The following is a 22,836-nucleotide window of genomic DNA, read 5'->3' as shown; positions in this document are numbered from 1 at the left end:
AAAAAGGCCGCGAATCATCGCAGCCTTTTCAGGGTTACAGCAGATCAGGAGTTACTCCTCGACAGCGCCGCTGTCGTCACCAGTACCGTCACCACCCTCGGCATCGGGATCCTCAGCCTCCTCGATACGCGCCAGACCGACCATGCGCTCACCCTCTTTCAGGCGAATCACACGCACACCCTGGGTGTTGCGACCGAGCACAGAGACTTCATCCACACGAGTACGCACCAATGTCCCCTGATCGGAAATCAGCATGATTTCTTCACCCGGATGAACCTGACAGGCGCCGACCAGGGCACCATTGCGCTCGCTCTCTGCGATAGCGATAACCCCCTGGTTGCCACGCCCCTTGGTGGGGAAGTCATCGGTGGCCGTGCGCTTACCGTAACCCTTTTCGGTCACCATCATCACCGAGCCGCCCTCTTCCGGAATCACCATGGCAATGACGTGAATACCTTCAGCCATGCGGATACCGCGTACACCGCGGGAGATACGCCCCATGGAGCGCACATTTTCTTCCGCAAATCGCGCCGCCTTGCCGGCGCTGGTGAGCAGCAGGATATCCCGCTTGCCATCGGTAACTGCGGTCGCCACCAGGCGATCACCGTCTTCAAGCTCAATGGCCCGCAGGCCCACGCTCCGCGGACGGGAGAATGCGGTCAACGGGGTCTTCTTCACGGTGCCCTTGGCGGTGGCAAAGAAGATGAAATGATCTTCGTCGTATTCGGAAACCGGCATCAGGCTGCTGATGCGCTCGTCATCCTCGAGCGGCAGCATATTCACCATCGGACGGCCGCGGGACGCGCGGCCGGCGGTGGGCACTTCATATACTTTCAGCCAGTAGACCTTACCCTTATTGGAGAAACACAGGATAGTGTCGTGGGAGTTGGCAATCAGCAGGTGCTCGACGAAGTCCTCGTCTTTCACCTGGGTTGCCGACTTACCCATACCGCCACGGCGCTGCGCCTGATAATCCGCCAGTGGCTGACTCTTGGCGTAACCACCGTGAGAGATGGTCACCACTTTGTCTTCCGGGGTAATCAGATCTTCTACGGACAGATCCTGACGGGAAGCGACGATATCGGTGCGGCGCTCGTCGCCGTACTCTTTCTCCAGCACTTCCAGCTCTTCTCGGATTACCTGCATCAGGCGCTCCGGACTGCCGAGAATCTCCAGGTATTCTGCGATTTGCTCCAGGCGCTCGCTGTATTCCGCCAGCAGCTTGTCGTGCTCCATGCCGGTCAGACGGTGCAGCCGCAATTCCAGAATTGCCTGCGCCTGGGCCGGAGACAGGTAATAGCCATCCTCCTGCAAACCAAACTCTTCTGGCAGGTCGTCGGGGCGACAGGCATCGGCGCCGGCGCGCTCCAGGAACTGCTGAACATCCCCAACCGGCCAACCTTTAGCCAACAGCGCCTCGCGCGCATCCGCAGGCGTGGCAGAGGATTTAATCAGCTCGATCACCGGATCGATATTGGAAATTGCAATCGCCAGGCCTTCAAGGATATGCCCACGCTCCCGCGCCTTGCGCAGCAAGTACACGGTACGGCGGGTGACCACCTCCTGGCGGTGACGGATAAAGTATTCGAGCAGCTGCTTCAGGTTCAGCAGTTTGGGCTGGCCATCCACCAGCGCCACCATATTGATGCCGAACACACTTTCCAGCTGGGTCTGCGCGTAGAGGTTGTTCAGGACCACATCGCCCAGCTCACCGCGCTTGAGCTCGATGACGACCCGCAGCCCGTCTTTATCCGACTCATCGCGCAGCTCGGAGATGCCTTCGATTTTCTTTTCTTTGACCAGTTCGGCAATGCGCTCGATCAGGCGCGCCTTATTCAGCTGGAACGGAATCTCATGGATGATGATGGTCTCGCGACCGGTCTTCTCATCCCGCACGACCTCGGCTTTGGAGCGGATATAGATACGACCGCGCCCCGTGCGGTAGGCCATCAGAATGCCCGCACGACCATTGACGATGGCGCCGGTAGGGAAATCCGGCCCCGGGATAAACTCCATCAGCTCGTCGATGGACAGCTCACTGTTGTCGATCAGGGCAAGGCAGCCGCGCACCACTTCACTCAGGTTGTGAGGCGGAATATTGGTGGCCATGCCCACCGCAATGCCGGAAGAGCCGTTGACCAGCAGATTCGGCACCCGCGATGGCAACACTTCCGGCATCTGCTCGGAGCCATCGTAGTTGTCGACAAAGTTGACCGTTTCTTTATCCAGATCCGACAGCAGCTCGTGGGCGAGCTTGTCCATGCGGATCTCGGTGTAACGCATGGCGGCCGCGCTATCACCATCGATAGAACCGAAGTTACCCTGGCCGTCTACCAGCGTATATCGCATGGAGAACGGCTGCGCCATCCGCACAATGGTGTCGTATACCGCACTGTCGCCGTGCGGGTGGTATTTACCGATTACGTCACCCACCACACGGGCAGACTTCTTGTAAGGCTTGTTCCAGTCGTTCTTGAGCTCGTTCATGGCGAAGAGTACGCGCCGGTGCACCGGCTTGAGGCCATCGCGCACATCCGGCAGCGCACGACCCACAATTACACTCATCGCATAGTCAAGGTAGGATTGCTTCAGCTCTTCTTCGATATTGATCGGAGAAATTTCTTTGGCTATTTCGCCCATATTTTCAGGCATTCCTTATCGTTAACGCCGCCCGCCATTCTGGCCCAGGGGCAGACCCCGTCTCTGGGGTTACAGCACCACCGTGGCACCAGGCTGGGGAAACCGAGGGGGCTGACTGGTCGCAGCCCCGATCAAGCGGGCGATTCTACCACAACTGTTGTTGGAGTGGCGCGCAGGTGGACGGTTTCCGCAGACTTGTTCACGCGGACCCTCGCGGCTAAAGTCTGAGCCCGGAAACAAGAATGGGAAAGGAACAAAAATCGATCAGCGACGATCAATGCGATCCACAAGCCGATCAAAGGGAGCAACACCTGAGTGCCTAATAAACAACCAATCGATACCCTGATTCACGCACGCTGGATCATCCCGGTGGTACCGGAGCAGCGTCTATATGAACACTGCTCCATCGCCATAAACGACGGCAAGATCGCCGCCCTGCTGCCTCGCAGTGAGGCCTGCCACCGCTTTGCGGCAGCAAATGAACACAGCCTCGGCGATCAACTGGTCATCCCCGGCCTGATCAACACCCACAACCACGCCGCGATGAGCCTGCTGCGCGGTTTTGCCGACGACCACCCGCTGATGACCTGGCTGGAAGACCATATCTGGCCCGCGGAGCAACAATGGGTGGGCCCCGAGATGATCGCCGACGGCACTCGCCTCGCCATGGCAGAAATGATCCGCAGCGGCACTACCACCTTCTCGGACCAATACTTCTTCCCGGAAGCCAGTGCCGCCGCCGCCCGCGACGCCGGCATGCGCGCGCAAATCGCCTTCCCGGTACTCGACTTCGCCAACGCCTGGTCCCGCAACGGCGACGACGCCCTCGAAAAAGGCCTCGCGCTCCGGGACGACTACCGCTCCCACCCGCGTATCGGCCTCGCGTTTGCCCCCCACGCCCCCTATACCGTGGGCGACGAAACGCTGAAGAAAATTGCCATCTATGCCAGCGAACTGCAGATGCCCGTACAGATGCACCTGCACGAAACCGCCGGCGAAGTGGAGCGCGCCCTCGCGGAAACCGGCGAGCGCCCCACCCAGCGCCTGCACCGTCTCGGCCTGCTGTCACCAGAAATGCTCTGCGTCCATATGACAGCGGTCGACGACAGCGATATCAAACTGCTGCAAACCACCGGCGCCCACATCGCCCATTGCCCCCGCTCCAACCTCAAGCTCGCCTCCGGCTTCAGCCCCGTCGCCAGCCTGCTGGACGCCGGCGTCAATGTCGCCATCGGCACCGACGGCGCCGCCAGCAACAATGGCCTCGACATGCTTCTGGAAACCAACACCGCCGCCCTGTTGGCCAAAGCCGTCTCCGGCAATGCCGCCGCCCTGCCCGCCCACCAGGCCCTGGCCATGGCGACCATCAACGGCGCCAAAGCCCTCGGCATCGATCACATCACCGGCAGCCTGGAAGTAGGCAAAGCCGCCGATCTGTGTGCCATCGACCTCAGCGCCCTGGAGCAGCAACCCCTGCACGACCCACTGTCACAGCTTATTTACACCGCCAATGGGCACCATGTGCGCAATGTCTGGGTCGCAGGCAGGCAGCTGCTGGACGAGCGCAGGCTGACCACATTGAATGAAGCAGAGCTGCAGCAACGGGCCGGGGTTTGGCGTGATAGAATTGCCGGTCTTGGCAGCTGAGTCCGATTATCGGATTTGCTGACGAAGTGAGACTCCCAAAATTGAAGGGAGTGCAGGCGGGGGCTTCTTGCGGGACCGTCTGCGGCCAGGACGGCCGCAGCCGAGCCCCCATGGATGGGTTCACGGCGTGTCCCGCAAGAAGCCCCCGCCTGTACTCCCGCCACAGGGCCATATAAAGCACTGACAATGGCGATAGTTATCTGATGACCAACGTAGATCCGGCGGAAATCGCCAAATTTGAACAACTGGCCAGCCGCTGGTGGGACCAGCAGGGTGAATTCAAACCCCTGCATGAAATCAACCCGCTGCGCGCCAACTACATCGACCAGCGCGCCCCCGTCGCCGGCAAGAAACTGCTCGACGTCGGCTGCGGCGGCGGCATCCTCACCGAAGCCATGGCCCAACGCGGCGCCGAGGTGACCGGCATCGACATGGGCGAAGCCCCACTGAACGTCGCCAGATTGCACGCGCTGGAGACCGGCGTCGACATCGACTACCGCCGCATCGCCGTCGAAGAACTCGCCGAACAGCAGCCCCAGAGCTTCGACATCGTCACCTGCCTCGAAATGCTCGAGCACGTGCCCGATCCGGCCTCCGTCGTCCGCGCCTGTACCCAACTGGTCAAACCCGGCGGCCAGGTGTTCTTCTCCACCATCAACCGCACCCCCAAAGGCTGGTTGTTTGCCGTCGTCGGTGCAGAATATGTATTGCGCATGCTCCCCAAAGGCACCCACGAGTACGGCAAATTCATCCGCCCGTCAGAGCTCGGGCGCTGGGGGCGGGAAGCCGGCCTGCAAACCCGCGACATCACCGGGATGACGTACAATCCCCTGACGCGCAGCTATAAGCTCGACCCGAAAGACGTGGACGTCAACTACCTGATACACGCCACCCGACCCGCTGAATAAAGCAGCTGAATAAATCAGAAGTACCCGCGAATGAAAGCAGTATTATTTGATCTGGACGGCACCCTGTTCGACACCGCACCCGACTTTGTCGTCGTGCTCAATCAACTGCGCGAACAGGAAAAGCTACCGCCACTGGCGGACACCACCATTCGCGAAGTGGTCTCCAATGGCGCGCGCGCCATGGTGCGCCTCGGGTTCGGGGTTGACGAAGGAGAGCTCGGGTACGACGAACTGCGACAGCGCCTGCTGGATCTGTACCTCGCACACTTGGCCAGTCACACCGTCCCCTTTCCCGGTATTGAACTGCTGCTCCATCAACTGGCGGAAAACCAGATTGCCTGGGGCATCGTCACCAACAAACCGTCTGCCTACACCATCCCGCTGATGAAGGCATTTACCCACCTGCCGACACCGGGTGCCATCATTTGCCCGGATGACGTCACCAATCGCAAGCCGGACCCCGAGCCCATTCTGCTCGCCTGCCGCCGCATTGGCTGCGATCCGTCGGAAGCCATTTATGTGGGTGACCACGAGCGCGACATCATTGCCGGGCGCGCCGCCGGCATGCCCACCATCGCCTGCAGCTATGGCTACATTGATTGCGAAGACGATCCCGAAAACTGGAACGCCGACCACCTGGTCCACAATGCCGGAGAAATCTGGCCACTGCTGCAGCAGCAGTACCTGAAACAGGGCTGATTCAGCGCTGACCACGCCCGGTTCGCACAGCTCTGGTCCAAACATATCAACCCCATCGCAAAATGAGCCCGATTATTGATGTCTGAAACCATCACCGATTACACCGCCCCCGCAGACCTGCTGAAAGACAAGATCATCCTGGTAACCGGCGCCGGCGACGGCATCGGCCGCGTAGCCGCCAAAACCTATGCGGCCCACGGTGCCACCGTGATCCTGCTGGGCCGTACCACCGCCAAACTGGAAGCGGTGTACGACGAAATTGAAGCCGCTGGCGGCGCCAAACCTGCGATATTGCCAGTCGATCTCTCCGGTGTGCGCTGGGAAGAGCTGGAGTACCTTGCCCAGGGAGTGGATCAGGAGTTCGGTCGCCTGGACGGCCTGTTGCACAACGCCAGCCTGCTCGGGCAGCGCACCCCCATTGCCAACTACCACTACGCCACCTGGCAGCAGGTGATGCAGGTGAACGTCAACGCTGCCTTCGGTCTCACCAAGGCCATGCTGCCGCTGCTGGAAGCATCGGATTCCGGCTCGGTGATCTTTACCGGTTCCGGTGTAGGCCTGAAGGGCCGCGCCTATTGGGGGGCCTATTCTGTATCAAAGTTTGCCACCGAGGGCCTGATGCAGGTGCTGGCCGACGAAGTGGAAGGCGTATCGAATATACGCGTCAACAGCATCAATCCCGGCGCCACCCGCACCAATATGCGCGCTGCGGCCTACCCGGCTGAAGACCCCAAGACCGTGGCGACACCGGAAGACATCATGCCCACCTACCTCTACCTGATGGGTGCCGACAGTGTTGGGGTCAGCGGCAAACAGTTCAATGCACAAGGCTGAGGAGACCTGAGCCGGAAAACAGCGCTGCGGGATTATCTGGATTAGTTCAGCAGCGCTGCTTATTCTTCCGTCTTTCCCAGCTCTCCCACCTCTCATCCTGCTCCTCATTCTCCTCACCCGGCACACGATTCAACTGAACCGCGGGATAGTTTCACTGTGAACCCACCCCCTCCCGTGATTAAAATCCAATAATTCGCGCATAGCTACCCGCAACCGCCCAGTCCCCCTGCAGGTCTGGGACCGTGAACAAGGGGATACATGAAAAATCGGCTGTTCGACGACCTCAGTGGGCTGACCAGTGAGTCCCGCAACCCGGATACCCTCGATATCGACCTGTTACCCACCATGGGTATCCTGGAGAAAATCAATGAGGCGGATACTCAGGTGCCCACCGTGGTGCGCGGCGTACTACCGCAGGTCGCCCGAGCCGTAGAAGCCACGGTAACCGCTTTTGAAAAGGGCGGGAGGCTGATCTATATGGGTGCAGGTACCAGCGGGCGCATCGGCCTGCTGGATGCCGTGGAGTGCCCTCCCACCTACGGCGTCCCCGAGGGCATGGTGATCCCTCTGATCGCCGGGGGCGAGGCTGCCGTGCACAGGGCTCAGGAGGGCGCGGAGGACGATCCAGCCCTCGGGGCGTCCGACCTCAAAGAGATTCAGTTGAGCGGCAAAGATGTCGTGGTCGGCATCGCCGCCAGTGGCCGTACACCCTACGTGGTCGGCGGGTTGCGGTATGCGCGCAGTCTCGGTTGCGCCACGGTGGCACTGGCCTGCAACAGGAATGCCGCCATTGCGGAGGAAGCGGATATCGCCATTTTGCCGGAAGTAGGCCCTGAAGTACTCACCGGCTCCACACGCATGAAAGCCGGTACCGCACAGAAGCTGGTGCTGAACATGATCACCACCGCCAGCATGATCCGCATGGGCAAGAGCTTTTACAACCTGATGGTGGACGTGAAAGCCACCAACCAGAAACTGGTGGACCGCACCCGCCGCATCGTGATGGAGGCAACGGGTGTCAGCTACGAGGAGGCCGATCGGGTGCTCGCCGATAGCGAGCACAATGCCAAGCTGGCGATCATGATGATTTTAAGCGGTCTCGAGCGCGCTCCTGCGGAAGCCGCCCTGGCGCGTGCAAACGGCTTTCTGCGACTGGCATTGCAGCAACTGGACAACGACGGTCAGAAAAACGCCGTCTGACAACATTTACCGTTACCGCCCGCCGTTCTACTCCGGACAAAAAACACCCGATCACCGGAGCAGGTTGATCGGGTATCTATTGAAACGATCTGGCGCCGCGAGCCTATTCGCTGGCGTGATCGATTTCCTCAGCGGCTTCCGCAACTTCATCCATAACGTCTTCGGCGCTGTCAGACATGGCTTCCGGCACATCGGCAAATACATCGCCGTCCGCTGCGGCCATCATCTCTTCAGCAACTTCGACATCTGTGTCCTGAGCTTCCGCTACTGCAGCTTCCATCTCATTGGCGATCGCCTCCTCTCGACTTGCGTCCTTGGCCATTTCCGGTGCGGAAGTTTCGAGATTGGTGTAATAAAGATATCCACCCACAGCAGCAATGGCGATAGCGGGAATAATGAGCTTTTTCATCTTCTACCCCTGATTGAGAGTGTGTTATTTGTGATTATTGTTTAACGCAACGCACAATCATTGTTCCATGCTCCCCAATGCCGCATTGTGACGGAAAACACAATTTGATCGGCCGGCACCCCCCAAAAATCGATAAACTACAGAACTCAACTACCGGAACTGACAATATGCGACACACCATTTCCAAGATTTTCTCCCTGGCACTTCCCCTCGCATTCCCTTTGACACTGTCATTTTGCGTCTCCGCCAGTGCAGACACGCTCCAGAGCCAGTTGCATACCTGCGCCCAGTTCAGCGATGACAGCAAACGCCTCGCCTGTTATGACAAGCTTACCGGCAATCTGCAACAACATGCTGAACAGCAGTTTGGCCAGGAGCAGAGAGCCGCGATCGAAGAAGCGCCAGACATCATCACTGCGATCATCACCGAGGCAGAAGAAGGTGCTCACGGCAAATATACCTTCCGGCTCGACAACGGACAGATCTGGCGGCAGGTAGGTAGCGGCCGGGTTATCTGGAAAGGCGGCGAACAGGTGGAAGTAGAACGCGGTGCCTTTGGCTCATTCCTGATGCGCAAGACCCGTGGCGGCCGATCGGTCAGGGTCAAACGACTCAACTGAATCTGACCCGCGCCCGCACCACCAAAGTCTGCACTCCAGATACCCGCCAGTCACACATTGACCGGCGCATAAATCAACCCTCGTCTATATTCAGAGAGACCGCATGGGAAATTACACGCCATGCGGTAATCCTGCGCAGGGATGACGCCGGTATTGTTACGGCTTGCTGAGTGGCGCGGGACTGCTGCGCTGTTCAGCCTCAGCATAAGGTTCAGAATCTTGTCCCGAGTCAATATTCACTCGAGGGATGATGAATGGCTGAAGGATACTAGCAACGCTATCGCCGGGGATGACCTCACCCAGGAACCCCCGGTGCAACCCACCCCGACGGGCCGCGCACTTTTCGACGACGAGCCCGCTGCGTCTGACGAACCCATCGCGGAGAACGTCAGTACGCCGATGCAGAACTACCTCAAGCACCTCTACCGCCTGGATCTCCTGACCCCGGAGGAAGAGCACACCACCACCTGCATGCTGCGGGAACTGGAAGACAAGATTATCGCGCTGCTGCAAAAACGTGGCGTGGAGCTGGTTGAACTGCGCAGCGAGGGGGTAGAACAGCGCGGCAGTACCGGCGCCTACGATCACGGGCTGATCATTGCCAAAGCGGAAGCATTGCTGGCGCAGGGAAATATCTCCCAGCGCGACCGCAGCAGCCTGCTCAGCCTGATGAGACGCTTCCGCGCGAATCGCAAAAAGCTTATCCAGTGTAATCTGCGCCTAGTGATCGCCATCGCCAAGCGCTTCCGCAATCCATCTGTTCCCTTTATCGACCTGATCCAGGAAGGCAACGTCGGGCTGATGAAAGCGATCGAGCGATTCAAACCACAAATGGGCTATCGCTTTTCGACTTACGCCTACTGGTGGATTCAGCAGGAAATACAGCTGACGCTGCGGCGTAACGACGATATCGTTCGTCAGCCCGCCAATGTGCAGGATGACCTGCGCAGTATTTACCGCGCCATCAACGAAGTGCGCTCGGAAGGGCTCCCTGCTTCTGACGAGAATATTGCCAGGGAAACCGGACTGGAGCTGGAGCGGGTGCAAAGCCTGTTGAAATTACCAGGCCCCACCGGCTCACTGGACGACCCGATCTCCGATGATCAAAACAGCACCCGACTGGATTACGCACCGGCCAATGAACTGTTCAATACCGATGAGCTGGTATCCAATCAGGAGCTCGCAGAACGCCTGCGGGAAGCGGTTTCCAGACTGCCACCACGACAGCGTACCGTGCTGAGCCTGCGCTATGGGCTGATATCGGATCGCGATTGCTCCTTCAGGGTAATCGGCGAACAACTGGGGCTCAGCCAGGAACGCGCCCGGCAACTGCACTCCGACGCTTTGCGGCAACTCAAGCGGCAATGGCGTTAACCCGCGCCCAGCTTTCGCCCCGCTAAAGGCGCAAGCCGGTACCCCGTACTGACTTGCGCCAACCTTATTTCCGGCTAACCTTGCAGACAACGAAAAAGATAACTGGCGATTCCCTGCATGTCTGAAAGCCACACCCCTGTCACAAAGTCGTATTTTTTCGGCCTGCTGCTGATCCTGGCAGCACTCCCGTCGCCATCCCATGCCGAGAAAGGCAATCAGGAACTGATCCTGAGTGGCGGTGGCGGTATGGGCAACTTCCTTATCCAACAAGACTCCAATGCCGGGGCCAAACTGGTTGGCGCCAACTGGTCCTATCAATTTTACGATTACCCTTCACAGCACCACCTGCAATGGTGGGCGCAGGTCAGTTACTCCTACATGTGGGACGAGCGCGCTGGCGGTATTGAGGATCGCCAGCATATTGTGGAAGTAAAACCCGTATTGCGGATGTACCCCGGTGCAGAGGCCAAAGGCTTCTTTGGCGAGGCGGGACTCGGAGCGGCGTATCTCGATGAGCGGGAGTTTGGCAACATCAGCCTGTCTACAAACCTCAATTTTTCCATGCATTTTGCCGCCGGTTATACCTTTCCAGGCGACTGCGCTGTCAGCCTGCGGTACAGCCATTTTTCAAATGGTTATACCAACACTCCGAACCCCGGGTTTGACTTTTTCTCACTCAATTGGCATATCCCTTTCTGAGCCCAAAACCGTCACAAAACGATAAAACTGTTGTCATAGTCACCGGTGATAATCCACGTCACAAAGTAACGCCTGGCATGGAAGAGGCGTTGCACCGACTGTGGATGTGCTGCCGTATGATTCAAAAACTCTGCCACCTGATCGCCAGCCGCGAGCATGGGGGCCTGGAAAAACATGTCGCAGACCTGTCAAGCTGGCAGGCGCGCAATACGGCTGCACAGATTACCGTCATCGGCCATCCGCGCTACCAGTCGACGCTGAATGAGAACGTACACTTTATTCCCCTCAATACCGATCGCAGCCGACATCACCCCAATCTGGTCTGGCGGCTGGCCAACCAGATACGCCAGGGGAGTTTTCAGATAACCCATGGCCACGGCAGTAAATCCGCACAGTTGCTCGCGGCGGTAAAACCCTACACGGATGCGCTTCAGGTGATCACCCGCCACAATGTCCGTCACCCGCGGGATAAACTGGCCAGCACCTTTGATGCGCGAATAGCCATCAGCAAAAGTACGGTCGCAAACTCAAAACTGGACTGGCACATCATTCCAAATGGGGTTCCCTTGCCCCAACCCGTCGCCAACCCCCGCGCTCTGGCCCACACCACCGGCAACCGACCCACGCTGCTTGCCGCGAGCCGCCTGATCAAAGCACGCGGTATCGATATACTGATCGAAGCGATGACCCTGGTGCCGGATGCACAGCTGCTTGTGGTGGGAGATGGGCCGGAGAAGAGCGCGCTGCAACAGCAGGCACAGGCGTTGCACTTGCGGGACCGGGTAACCTTCTTCAGTGCCGATAACGCCATCACCAGTTTCCTGCAGGCTTCGGATCTGGTCGTTATTCCCGCGCGTACCGAGGGGACACCCTACACGCTGATCGAGGCTCTGCTCCACAGGCGCCCGGTGATCGCCAGCGACACCGGTAACGCGGGGGAATACCTGCCGGAAGGTTATCTCCTGAAAGAGCTCGGCGCACAGACCATCGCTGAAAAGATTCAAATGGCTTTTGCCGCCCCGAATAAAGTCCAGCGGGACTTCACCGCGGTATTTGATCGTGCCGCGAAAGAGTTGACACTGGACTCCATGGCCCAGGCTACCTGGCGGGTATACCGCCAGCTGATTGCTTAAAGCGCGCTTTCCTTAGCGCCTCCCCACGGTTCGAATTACGCGGGAACTGCTGACTCGCCAGCGTACAGCGCCAACATCTGCCCTGTCGTTTCCTGCAGACTGAAACCGTCAAAACGTACCGGCTCCGCATGGGCAAGAATATCCAGAGTGACCGCCTGAATCTTTGCCAGGTCCGGCTCAACACAAACACCCTGAGGGAAACAACGCTGTGTCATCTCCCTGCCGACACCGTTGCTACAGGTAATCACCGGGCAGCCCATTGCCAATGCCTGTGCCACCGCGCGGCCAGAGGCGCCTTCCGAAAACTGATAGGTAATCCGCGCAGTCGCATAAAACTCACGCATATCCCGGCGGTTGCCGAGAAACAACACCTTGTCGCTGAGACCGATATCCGCCGCCCGACGCTCCAGGTTGCGGGCAAACTTTTCCTGCCCCGATTGCACCTCGCCGACTATCAACCCGAAAATATCTTCCCTTTCCGAGGATAACTGTTTCAATAATTGCAGGAACTCCTCCTGACCACACCCCGGCCCTACGGGCGCCGGCAGCAATAACCAGTGCCGCCCTTCCAACTGGGGATACTGATTCAATAGCCGCTGGTGCCAGTGACCGGAAACCGGTGCATCCCGATCCATCTCGCGGGTGTTTACGCCGCGATACACCACCGGTGGTGCGGCAGAGAGCACATTGGAGTACCGCTGGTGTAGCACATCGGAAAGCTGCTCAGACGGGGTAACCACCAACTCGCCGCGCGCCAGTGCGCGATTGACAATACGCCCACGAATCAGCCGGGGCTCAGGCCGCTCGTGAAGTGCCGTCACAAGCTTGGGGCGTGCCCCCTCTGGCATCCCGCGCCAGGCACGCCATGCCAACCAGCTGGCGCGGGGGCCATAGGCATGCAGAACGTCGGCCCCGAGTCGCCGCAACAGACGACGCAAACGGCCAGCCATACCCGGGCGTCTCCAGGATGCCTTGTGCACGGGCATGGAAATATGCTCGCTGCCATGCAACGTCAGGCGAGAAACCAGCGCACCGTCAGCAGAAATCACCGTGGACTCATGCCCCTGCCGCACCAGCTCAGTGGCAAAATCCAATACGGTATTTGCCGTCTCGCCTTTATCCATATCGGGTAACAACTGAACAATCCGCATTATCGCGACTCCGGGCATTGCAATGACAAAGCGGGATTGTACCGCTGATTTCTACGCCAGCGAGGATCTCTTTTACAGTTATGGGCGGCGGTCACAACCCCAGTGCGATACAGTTAGTGGTCCATGCGGAAGATTCTGTAACCGAATCTTCCGCACGAACCACCAGAGTCACGAAACCTGGACTACGCACCATGAAATACAGCACCTTCCTGACTGCCCGGCATTGGCTGCACCTGCCTCACCTTCTCGCTCTCGTGCTGTCGCTGGTTGCTGTACAGACGGTTTCTGCCACTGAATACCGCGGCCTGATATATGAAGCCGAAAAAGACGGGCAGACTGTTTTCTTATTGGGCTCTGTGCATCTGGCTGATGACAGTTTTTATCCAATGCCGAAGACCATTGAAGCGGCCTATCGCAGCAGTGGCGCCCTGGTGGTAGAAGCCGATATCCTCGCCTCGGCGAAAGACCCCGAATTACAGCAACAGATCATGGCGGCATCCACCTACCCTCCGGGGGAAACGCTACGAGATCATATTCCCGAGAAAACCTTCAGTGCCCTGGAATCCTGGCTACAACAGCGCCAGATTCCCATTGCCGTATTTCTACGTATGCGCCCCGCCATTGCCAGTATTACATTGAGCATGGTGGAAATGCAGCGGATCGGACTGAACCCCAACCTCGGTATTGACCGCTACTTTTTACAGCAGGCCCACAGCAGCGGCAAACAGATACTGCAACTGGAAAGTGTGGTGCAACAGCTTCAGATGCTGAACAATCTGGAGCACCCCGAGCGACTTCTGGAGCAAACCCTGGAACAGCTCAGCGAGCTGGAAAATTTTGTACCACGAATGACCGACGCCTGGAAATCCGGCAACGCGGAACAACTCTATCAGTTGGTTATCTCGGAAGGGCTGCAAGAGCACCCGGAGTTCTCCGGTCTCTACGACAAGTTATTTTTTCAACGCAACCGGGAAATGGCACAGAAAATCCTGCAACTCAGCCAGTCCCACTCCAGCCTGTTTGTCGTGGTTGGCGCCGGGCATCTCGTAGGAACACGTAGCATTATCGATCTCCTGCAGAAAGAGGGGTTCCGCATCAAGCAACTTTAAACTCCACAAAGCGCCACACCAAAGTAAGATTACGAACCACTGTATCTACGGGGGATACACCGTTGCCCGCTACGACGATAAAAAGGGCGTCTCGCACACTGCAAAGCCATCCCTGGTATCAATTACCACACCAGGCCCAACGTGCGTTTCATACTTAACCTGACTTTCGGCTACGATACTTTACCGGTAACGACACCAACCAACAGGGGCTGTGCGCACAGACCCACTGGTAATTGCCGATATCCGCCATTCACTCGCAAGGCAACATAATGTGCCTAAACTCTGCTTATGGCGAAATTGTCTGCAGAATGGAACAGGTATAACACGACAGGCCTATCGGGTCATGTATACCGTTTATTTGCCAGCACCTTCAGTTTATATATCCAGTTTGCCTATCCAGATTATATATCTGGCATAAATTCCGCTTTACCACGGGAATATTTCAACTTTATTACAGCAATATGACAAAACAACTATTTTTACTTTTTTGTTTCATATTTGTTGCTAACGGGTGACAGGTAAATTTTGGCTGATACAATCCGCCGCCATTGCAAATCACGATAACGGTTAAAGGCTTTCCGATGAAACGCGCACAGAAAACGCTATTGGCACTTTCCATAGTTGGCATGCTCCCCACCGCGGCGATGGCTGGTAATGCAGAAACCAAAGGCGGGTTAAAGATTACCTCTGATGATGGCAACTTTTCCGGGTCTCTCGGCGGGCGTATCCACTTTGATACCTATCTTTTCGATACCGATATCGAGGACCCCACCAGCACCACCGATTTCCGCCGTGCACGTATTACCCTGAAGGGGAATATTTACGACTGGCGATATGTTCTGGAGCAGGACTTTGCAGCCGGCGATACCCATGCGGGTTTTCGCGATGTATTCCTGGCCCATGAATTTCTGAACGGCGAAGTACGCATCGGGCAGTTCAAACCCTTCCGCTCCATGTCCGAAATGACCAGCTCCAATGAAATTACTTTTCTGGAACGGCCCTTTTCCAGCTCCACGGGCCTCTTTGATGGACATCAGTTCCAACAAGGCATTGGCTGGACCGGCGTTTTGGACTGCTTCACCCTGGGCATGATGGCGTTCAACCTCCGCGACGCGGGTACCCCGCGCAATGAGGGCGTAGGCGCCTCTGGCCGCCTTGCCTGGCACCCCATCAATACCGATTACAAAACCCTGCACATCGGCACCTCGGTCAGCTATGAGAATGCCAACCAGGATTCCACTGACATTCTCGCTGAGGCCGATTACGCCGGCCGCCGCGGCCCCTCCCAGCTGATGGCGCTCACCCCCGGCGATCTGGGTGGTGACGTCAGCACCGTTGGACTGGAACTGGCTGGCAGCTACGGTCCACTGTATCTGCAGGCGGAATACGCCATCGGCGACTTCGAGGGTAACTACTACCTGTCTGAATTCGATTATGAAGACTGGTTTGGCGCACCCGCCCCCTTCTCCTGCGATCCCGACTTTGGCTGCTTTATCGGCAACCAGACCGTACACACCTGGTATGTACAGGGCAGCTGGATGCTAACCGGAGAGCACAAGACCTACAACGTCAAGCGCGGGGCCTTCAATTCCGCCAAGCACACCGGTAATGGCCTCTGGGGAGGCTCTTGGGAACTGACCGCACGCTACGACACCATGGAAAACCGGGATTACGACTTTCTCGAGGCCAGCAGCACCACAATCGGCCTGAACTACTACGCCAATTCCAATATCCGCTTTATGGTGAACTTCATCTTCGGCGACGATGACTTTACCGGTGACGAAACCAATCAACTGGGCCTGCGTGCACAGGTTCGCTGGTAATTCACCCAACAAAATCACCGTTCCAAAAAAAATGGCGAGCTTTTCAGCTCGCCATTTTTTATTGCAGACGGATTAGTCTGACCCGGCATGATCAACCCACTTGTTGCGCACGCGCCGGATCGAACACCTGAACCTTCACCGCCTTGTCGTTTTCCTGCGCATCGGGATTCAGGAAGCGCTCCAGTGCCTGTGATTTCATCGCAGCCGCCTTCTCCACATTGGCATCCTTGATCAGGCCATAGCCGCGGATCATATCCGGGTAATTCAGCAACTCGATCGCGGCAGCGTGGTTATTCGCATTCAGTTTCCCAATCACCTGATCCACCAACGCTTCATATTCACCGATCAACGCGCGCTCCATTTTGCGCTCTGCGGTGTAGCCGAAGATATCCAGCGCGGTGCCACGCAGGAATTTGAACCGCGCCAGAACACCAAATGCGCGGTGCATCCAACCACCAAACTTCAGCTTGCGCGGCCGGCCCAGATTCTTGTCGAAGCGGCTCATCAAAGGCGGCGCAAGATTGAATTCCAGCTCGAAATCGCCGGTGAAGTTTTCCCGCAGGGATTCAACAAAGCGTCCGTCGGTATAGAGCCGAGCCACTTCATATTCATCCTTGTACGACAGCAGCTTGGCGTAATTGCGCGCAACCACTTCCGCCAGCGCCTCGCTACCGGGCACCTTGAGAATTTCCGCATCCCGTACCTTGTCCACCAGCCCGCGATAGCGTCGCGCCAGCGCCGCATTCTGGTAACCGGTCAGATGTGTCATGCGATGGGCGACGACCGCCTCCAATCCCCGCGGCTGCGCAACTTGCTGATCGCCGGCCAACAGGGCATCCAGGGCTTTGCGCTCCGCTGCCGCCAGACGACCAGCGGCAAACCCCTGCAGGTTGGCCTGCACCGCTACACCGTTCAGCTCGATGGCCTGCAGGATGGAGGCCTGATCCAGCGGCAGCAGGCCTTTCTGCCAGGCAAAGCCGAGCATAAAGATATTGGCTGCCAGGGTATCCCCCAGGGCGGCTTTGGTGAGCTCGTGGCCTTCCACCACATCCAGTTCCTGCACCGCATCGCGAATGGTATCCAGGACCGCCTGCGGTGAATGGATGTCTTCGCGCCCCAGCACCGATGCGGCGGTGGGACTCAGATGGGTATTGACCACCGCGCGGCTATGGGTTTCATCCAGTTTGGCCAGGCTCGCAGACAGGTTGCCGGCGGCAATCAGATCGCAGGCCATCAGGCCGTCAGCGCGGCCATCGGAAATACGTACTGCCTGTAGCGCCTCGGGCTGGTCGGCAAAGCGCACGTGGGAATACACCGCTCCGCCCTTTTGCGCCAGACCGGTCTGGTCCAGCGTACTGCAGGCCTTGCCCTCGATGTGCGCCGCCATTGCCAGCAGTGCGCCGATCGTCACCACGCCGGTGCCGCCGACGCCGGTCACCAGCAGGTTGTAGGGTTCCTGCAGGTCGGGCAACGACGGCACTGGCAGTTTGCCTGCCTCCTGACACAGGGCATCACCGACGCCTGCGCGCTTGGCCAGCTTGCCGCCTTTTACCGTAACGAAAGACGGACAGAAACCATTCACGCAGGACATATCCTGGTTGCAGCTGGTCTGGTTGATGCGGCGCTTGTCCCCCAGCGCGGTGTCCACCTTTTCCACCGCGATACAGCTGGATTGCGTGACACAGTCGCCACAGCCTTCACACACCAGCTCGTTGATAAACGGACGCCCTTCAGCCTTCGGCAGGAGACCTCGCTTGCGTTTGCGGCGCAGCTCGGTGGCACAGGTCTGGTCGTAGATAATGACGGTACAACCGGCTTGCTCACGCAATTCTTCCATCACCGCCGGCATGTGGTCCCGGTGACGAATCTCCACTTCTTTGGGGAACGTCAGCGCATCGCCGTATTTGCCGGTGTCATCCATCACCAGCACCACTTTCTGCACCCCTTCCGCCAATACCTGGCGACAGATCATATCCGGGTGCAGCTCGCCGTCGTGGGGCTGGCCGCCCGTCATGGCCACGGCATCATTGAACAGGATTTTGTAGGTGATGTTCACTTTCGCGGCAACCGCGGCACGAATGGCGAGAATGCCCGAATGGAAATAGGTCCCGTCACCAAGGTTCACGAACACGTGGGACTCACTGGTGAAGGCCGCCTGGCCGATCCAGTTGACGCCCTCGGCGCCCATCTGGGTGAAGGTGTAAGTCTCGCGATCCAGCCACTGGGCCATGTAGTGGCAACCAATGCCCGCCAGCGCACGGCTGCCTTCCGGCACGCGGGTGGAACGGTTGTGGGGGCAGCCGGCACAGAACATCGGCAGCCGCGCAACGCTGGAGCCCGCCTGGGCGGAAATCCGCTCCGCCAGGGCATCCAGTCGCATCAGGCGGTGCCTGGCCCGCTCGTTAAGTTTCTCGTCACCGAGCAGGTGACCGAGGACCTGCGCAACCACAGCCGGCGACAATTCACCATACATGGGCAGCAGCGGCCGATCGTGCTCATCGACCTTACCGAGGATACGTGGGAAATTGGGGTCGCGCAGATGGACGTTGTACAGCTCTTCTTTCAACTGCACTTCCATCAGGCTGCGCTTTTCTTCCAGTACCAGCAGGGAATCCAGCCCGCGGGCAAACTCCTGAATGCCCGGTACGTCCAGGGGGTACGTCATGCCCACTTTCAGAATGCGGATACCCAGCGCTCTCGCCTGGGCATCATCAATGCCCATATCCTCGAACGCCTGCATCAGATCCAGATGCGCCTTACCGGTGGTCACAATGCCAAGGGTGGCTTCGGGGTTGTCCAAAACCAATTTGTTCAGCTGATTGGCGCGAGCGAAGGCCAGCGCGGCCGGACGCTTGTAACGCCACAGACGCTCTTCCTGTTCCAGCGGGTTGTCCTGTTTACGGATATTCAGGCCACCTTCCGGTCGCTCGATCTCGGGGTAAGAAAACGAAACTCCCGCCGGGTTCACATCGACAGTCGCAGAGGAATCCATGTTCTCTGCCAGGGTGATCATGGCCACCCAGCAACCGCTGAAACGCGACAACTCCAGACCGTAGAGGCCGTAGTCCAGGACTTCCTGCACCGTTGAGGGGTTCAGCACCGGGATATGCATGTCCACGAATGCGAATTCGGACTGCCCGGGGTAGGACGAGGATTTACAGCCGTGATCGTCACCAGCGATGATCAGCGCGCCGCCCTTCGGCGCGGAGCCGGCGGCGTTGGCATGGCGGAATGCGTCACAGGAGCGGTCGACACCGGGCGTTTTGCCGTACCAGATGCCGCAGACACCATCGACTTCCGCGCCCTCAAACAGGCCTACTTGCTGGGAACCCCATACCGAGGTCGCGGCCAGCTCTTCATTGACACCGGGTACAAAGCGGATACTGTATTCGTCCAGCAGTTTTTGTACCCGCGACAACTGCTGGTCATAACCACCCAGGGGGGAACCCCGATAGCCGGAGATAAAGGTAGCGGTATTCATGCCGCGGGCGCGGTCAATGCGCATCTGATCGATGGGCAGCCGTACCAGGGCCTGGATGCCAGACAGCAGTACGCGGCCCTTCTCGACCGTATACCGATCATCCAGAGAGATGGACTTTGCGGCGCCTGTTTCGCTACCGGTGCCAGAAACTATCGATGTGGACTCGTGAGATGTTTTTGCTGGGGTCAGCTCGCTCATACGCCTACTACTTCCGTATTCGTGAAGCTTCGCGGTACACACGAAACTTACGGTAAATTGCGGTAATTATTGTGATTGGAGGCTTCTGTCGCGGCCTTTTGGCGCCGATTTATTCGTATTGTCTATTTATGTTTGTCACGACTACCAAGCGCTACGACGATGCGGTCAAGTCATGCTAATGCCTATGGCTCGACGAAACATTGCTTTATTTACACATTTGCACGTAGAATTATGATAACCATCTCGAAAAATGCAATTTTTGTAGGACAGGAGTTTATATGAAGCGTTCGAGCGATCTGGATGATTTTGACCGCAAGATTTTGCGGGCGCTGCAGGAAAACGCCGATTATTCCATGGCGGAGCTTGGAGACAAAGTGGGTCTGTCCCATACACCCTGCTGGCGCCGTATCAAGCGTCTGGAGGCGGAAGGCATCATCCGTGGTCGCGTCACTCTCCTGGATCCGCGTAAACTTGACCTTGGGGTCACAGTATACTGCTATGTGACCATTCACAACCACGATGAAGATTCGCTAAACAATTTCGAGTCTGCCGTACACGACGTACAGGAAGTGGTGGAGTGCTATTCCACCAGTGGTGATAAAGACTATGTGCTGCGTGTTGTAGTAGATAGTGTGGAGCACTACGAGCAGCTACTGAAGCGCTCCTTGGTGCACCTGCCAAATGTCGCCTCAGTGAATTCCACCTTCGCTTTGAAGCAGGTCAAGTACACCACCCAATTACCACTCTGAATATTGGCCCAAGCCTGGCCCTGCTCTACTCACCGGGAGTGGCGGCCAAGCATTGGCGTAACTGCGCAGCCGACCCACAGGATGCGGAGGCACCGCCACAGAACCCGGCCACGAAACTCCCGATCAGTCCTGAAGTTTGCTAACAACCTGAGCGAGCACCTGCTCCAGATCCCGCCCATCGCAATCCACCTCGATATCGGCGTAGCGACGGTACAGCGCCTGACGCTCTTCAAACAGGGCCTCGAAGCTTTGCCCCGGCGCCTTGGCAATACCACGGCTTTCGTAATTATGAATCCGCCGGCGCAGCTCATCGGCAGAACAGTTCAGGAATACTGCGGGGCCGAAGCGCAACAGATTGCGCATCCCATCTTCGCTGTATACTGCACTGCCACCGGTGGCAATGATGTGGTTCGGGAGCTTCGCCTCGGCAAGCACCTCCCCTTCGATGCGACGCAGGTTCAGGTAGTCACTCTCGTTCATGATCTCCTGCAGGGTCTTGTCTTCCCGCAGCTGGATCAGCACATCAGTATCGACAAAATCCTTTGCCAGCACCTTGGCCAGCAAGACTCCCAGGGTACTTTTCCCCGCCCCCGGCATCCCGATCAGTACCACACTACCCTGTTTATGCATTGTTATCAGACTTCCTACTGCTTTAATCCCCACGACGCGGCCACAACAGCGACCGCAGCCAGCCTATCAGATTGTTTCCTGAGAGCAGCATTTTATCCAATTCGTCGAGATTATGCGCCTGCCGGAAGCTGTCGGCGAACAGGGCCTCGCGGGTAATCATCCGCCGGCGCGGATTAATCTCCTTGATCACGCGGGCGGGGTTGCCGGCGACCACTGCATTGGCCGGCACATCCCGGGTCACCACACTGCCCGCCCCCACTACCGAGTTATCACCAATGTTCACGCCCTTGCACACAATCGCGCTATCGCCAATCCAGACATTGTCGCCAATGGAAATGGGCGCAGTACAGCGAAACGGTCGCGTGCGGTTGTACAGGCCGTGCCAGTCTGAGTCTGATATATACACATTGGCCGCGATCATGCAGGCATTACCAATGGAGATCGATTGCCCGGCAGATATGCGCACTCCCGGAGAAATCAGCACATAGTCACCAATGTCGATCGTTGCCTTCCCACCCCGATGCCCCATGGCGGTCAAACGGATACAGTTGTCGGCGGTGGAAATCAGGTGCGGGAAATTCCCCAGGCGGATATTGGATCCGAATACAATCACCGAAGCGGGATGCATGATTTCCGGCGCTTTTCCCACTGCATCGAACTGCGGTAACAGGAAGTGTCGAGTGCGCCAATCGCGCCACCACAACATGATCCGCTTCAGCCAGTATGGTCTGTGTTCTCTGCGCATTCTTGAGCCCGCTGGATTATTGTTAAAAGATTCGTCAGTGTATTTGCATGGGCTGCGCATTGCGTTCAACCTGGAAGCCCACTAATGTGCCGCATCCTGTCAAACAATATGGTCTTCCAGACCGACAAATAAGATCACAACGAAAACGATCCCTATGGAAATGAAAATTCCCCCCGACTTCGAAATCGATATCAACACCATCAAAGGCTTCCTCGATCCGATTGAAGGTGCGGCATTGCATCAACTGGCGGCCGACGCCAGTGATCTCGGCCCCAGCCTCGAAGTCGGCAGCTACTGTGGCAAATCCACGGTATATCTCGGCAGCGCCTGCAAGCGGATGGACAGTATCCTGTTTGCCGTAGACCACCATCGCGGATCAGAAGAGCATCAGCCCGGGGAGGAATACCACGATGACGAACTGTTCGATTCACGCACGCAGTTGATGGACAGTTTTCATCAGTTTCGCATGAATATGCGCGCCGCTGATCTCGAGGAACACGTGGTTCCGGTGGTCGCACCCTCAGTGGTTGCCGCCAAACGCTGGAACACGCCACTGGGATTGGTATTTATCGACGGCGGCCACTCGCTGGAAGCGGCATTGAATGATTACCGCAGCTGGGCAAGACACATCGTGCCCGGCGGGTTTCTGGCAATTCACGATATATTTCCCAACCCGGAAGATGGCGGTCAGGCGCCCTACGAGATCTATAAGCTGGCGCTCGCTTCCGGGCAGTTCGAACGCGTGGAAATGGTCAAGACCCTGGGTATTCTGCGGCGTCTATAGATT

At 57.8% G+C, this 22,836-nt stretch carries 19 protein-coding genes; 13 read left to right on the top strand and 6 right to left on the bottom strand.

Translation table 11 applies throughout. From position 1 onward, the window contains the following. Nucleotides 1–51 precede the first annotated feature (51 nt). A complete protein-coding gene (gene gyrA / locus LPW13_RS05565; protein ID WP_230438443.1) occupies nucleotides 52–2,640 on the bottom strand; it encodes a DNA gyrase subunit A in 2,589 nt (862 codons plus the stop codon). Between the two features lie 315 nt (nucleotides 2,641–2,955). Between gyrA and LPW13_RS05560 the strand changes: the two genes are divergently transcribed. The 5 genes from LPW13_RS05560 (at nucleotide 2,956) to murQ (ending at nucleotide 7,928) form a co-directional block, all read left to right on the top strand. Then, complete coding sequence (locus tag LPW13_RS05560; protein ID WP_230438442.1) at nucleotides 2,956–4,287, top strand: TRZ/ATZ family hydrolase; 1,332 nt, start codon at nucleotides 2,956–2,958, stop codon at nucleotides 4,285–4,287. Between the two features lie 203 nt (nucleotides 4,288–4,490). Further along, the gene (gene ubiG / locus LPW13_RS05555) at nucleotides 4,491–5,195 is read left to right on the top strand and encodes a bifunctional 2-polyprenyl-6-hydroxyphenol methylase/3-demethylubiquinol 3-O-methyltransferase UbiG (RefSeq protein WP_230438441.1); all 705 of its coding nucleotides are present in this window, start codon (nucleotides 4,491–4,493) and stop codon (nucleotides 5,193–5,195) included. A gap of 30 nt (nucleotides 5,196–5,225) precedes the next feature. Beyond that, nucleotides 5,226–5,894 carry an HAD family hydrolase gene (locus LPW13_RS05550; RefSeq protein ID WP_230438440.1) on the top strand — a complete coding sequence of 223 codons (669 nt, stop codon included), beginning with the start codon at nucleotides 5,226–5,228 and terminating at the stop codon, nucleotides 5,892–5,894. Between the two features lie 78 nt (nucleotides 5,895–5,972). After that, nucleotides 5,973–6,728: a YciK family oxidoreductase gene (locus LPW13_RS05545; protein WP_230438439.1), complete on the top strand. Its 756-nt coding sequence runs from the start codon at nucleotides 5,973–5,975 to the stop codon at nucleotides 6,726–6,728. A 258-nt stretch (nucleotides 6,729–6,986) separates the two neighbouring features. Continuing rightward, nucleotides 6,987–7,928: an N-acetylmuramic acid 6-phosphate etherase gene (gene murQ / locus LPW13_RS05540; protein WP_230438438.1), complete on the top strand. Its 942-nt coding sequence runs from the start codon at nucleotides 6,987–6,989 to the stop codon at nucleotides 7,926–7,928. Between the two features lie 103 nt (nucleotides 7,929–8,031). On the opposite strand, the gene LPW13_RS05535 is transcribed toward murQ, so the two are convergent. Continuing rightward, nucleotides 8,032–8,337 (bottom strand): hypothetical protein, encoded by a 306-nt coding sequence (locus LPW13_RS05535; protein ID WP_230438437.1) that lies wholly within the window; start codon nucleotides 8,335–8,337, stop codon nucleotides 8,032–8,034. 167 nt (nucleotides 8,338–8,504) lie between these two features. Here LPW13_RS05535 and LPW13_RS05530 point away from each other — a divergent pair, with 167 nt between their 5' ends. The 4 genes from LPW13_RS05530 (at nucleotide 8,505) to LPW13_RS05515 (ending at nucleotide 12,163) form a co-directional block, all read left to right on the top strand. After that, nucleotides 8,505–8,957, top strand: coding sequence for a hypothetical protein (locus tag LPW13_RS05530; RefSeq protein WP_230438436.1), 453 nt, complete (start codon nucleotides 8,505–8,507; stop codon nucleotides 8,955–8,957). 219 nt (nucleotides 8,958–9,176) lie between these two features. Further along, nucleotides 9,177–10,331, top strand: a complete 1,155-nt coding sequence (locus LPW13_RS05525) for a sigma-70 family RNA polymerase sigma factor (RefSeq protein ID WP_230438435.1) — start codon at nucleotides 9,177–9,179, stop codon at nucleotides 10,329–10,331. A gap of 117 nt (nucleotides 10,332–10,448) precedes the next feature. Next, nucleotides 10,449–11,030 carry an acyloxyacyl hydrolase gene (locus tag LPW13_RS05520; protein WP_230438434.1) on the top strand — a complete coding sequence of 194 codons (582 nt, stop codon included), beginning with the start codon at nucleotides 10,449–10,451 and terminating at the stop codon, nucleotides 11,028–11,030. A 116-nt stretch (nucleotides 11,031–11,146) separates the two neighbouring features. Further along, nucleotides 11,147–12,163 carry a glycosyltransferase family 4 protein gene (locus LPW13_RS05515; RefSeq protein WP_230438433.1) on the top strand — a complete coding sequence of 339 codons (1,017 nt, stop codon included), beginning with the start codon at nucleotides 11,147–11,149 and terminating at the stop codon, nucleotides 12,161–12,163. Nucleotides 12,164–12,198: 35 nt separating this feature from the next. Here LPW13_RS05515 and LPW13_RS05510 read toward each other — a convergent pair whose 3' ends face one another. Next, a complete protein-coding gene (locus LPW13_RS05510) occupies nucleotides 12,199–13,314 on the bottom strand; it encodes a glycosyltransferase (RefSeq protein ID WP_230438432.1) in 1,116 nt (371 codons plus the stop codon). A 191-nt stretch (nucleotides 13,315–13,505) separates the two neighbouring features. On the opposite strand from LPW13_RS05510, the gene LPW13_RS05505 reads away from it, so the two are divergent. Further along, nucleotides 13,506–14,423 (top strand): TraB/GumN family protein, encoded by a 918-nt coding sequence (locus LPW13_RS05505; protein WP_230438431.1) that lies wholly within the window; start codon nucleotides 13,506–13,508, stop codon nucleotides 14,421–14,423. Nucleotides 14,424–15,004: 581 nt separating this feature from the next. Further along, entirely contained in the window at nucleotides 15,005–16,246 is a 1,242-nt protein-coding gene (locus tag LPW13_RS05500) for an OprO/OprP family phosphate-selective porin (RefSeq protein WP_230438430.1), read from the top strand. 91 nt (nucleotides 16,247–16,337) lie between these two features. Here LPW13_RS05500 and LPW13_RS05495 read toward each other — a convergent pair whose 3' ends face one another. Next, entirely contained in the window at nucleotides 16,338–19,925 is a 3,588-nt protein-coding gene (locus LPW13_RS05495; protein ID WP_230438429.1) for an indolepyruvate ferredoxin oxidoreductase family protein, read from the bottom strand. Nucleotides 19,926–20,203: 278 nt separating this feature from the next. On the opposite strand from LPW13_RS05495, the gene LPW13_RS05490 reads away from it, so the two are divergent. Beyond that, the gene (locus LPW13_RS05490) at nucleotides 20,204–20,674 is read left to right on the top strand and encodes an Lrp/AsnC family transcriptional regulator (protein WP_230438428.1); all 471 of its coding nucleotides are present in this window, start codon (nucleotides 20,204–20,206) and stop codon (nucleotides 20,672–20,674) included. Nucleotides 20,675–20,797: 123 nt separating this feature from the next. Here LPW13_RS05490 and LPW13_RS05485 read toward each other — a convergent pair whose 3' ends face one another. Both LPW13_RS05485 and LPW13_RS05480 read right to left on the bottom strand, forming a co-directional pair. Beyond that, a complete protein-coding gene (locus tag LPW13_RS05485) occupies nucleotides 20,798–21,304 on the bottom strand; it encodes a shikimate kinase (RefSeq protein WP_230438427.1) in 507 nt (168 codons plus the stop codon). Nucleotides 21,305–21,326: 22 nt separating this feature from the next. Beyond that, complete coding sequence (locus LPW13_RS05480) at nucleotides 21,327–22,010, bottom strand: acyltransferase (protein ID WP_329957933.1); 684 nt, start codon at nucleotides 22,008–22,010, stop codon at nucleotides 21,327–21,329. A gap of 193 nt (nucleotides 22,011–22,203) precedes the next feature. Here LPW13_RS05480 and LPW13_RS05475 point away from each other — a divergent pair, with 193 nt between their 5' ends. Then, on the top strand, nucleotides 22,204–22,833 hold the full coding sequence (locus LPW13_RS05475) for a class I SAM-dependent methyltransferase (protein WP_230438425.1): 630 nt from the start codon (nucleotides 22,204–22,206) through the stop codon (nucleotides 22,831–22,833). Nucleotides 22,834–22,836 lie beyond the last annotated feature (3 nt).

It is taken from the genome of Microbulbifer celer (genome assembly GCF_020991125.1).
Taxonomy (GTDB): Bacteria; Pseudomonadota; Gammaproteobacteria; order Pseudomonadales; family Cellvibrionaceae; genus Microbulbifer; species Microbulbifer celer.
This window is presented reverse-complemented; position numbering and strand designations above follow the sequence as displayed.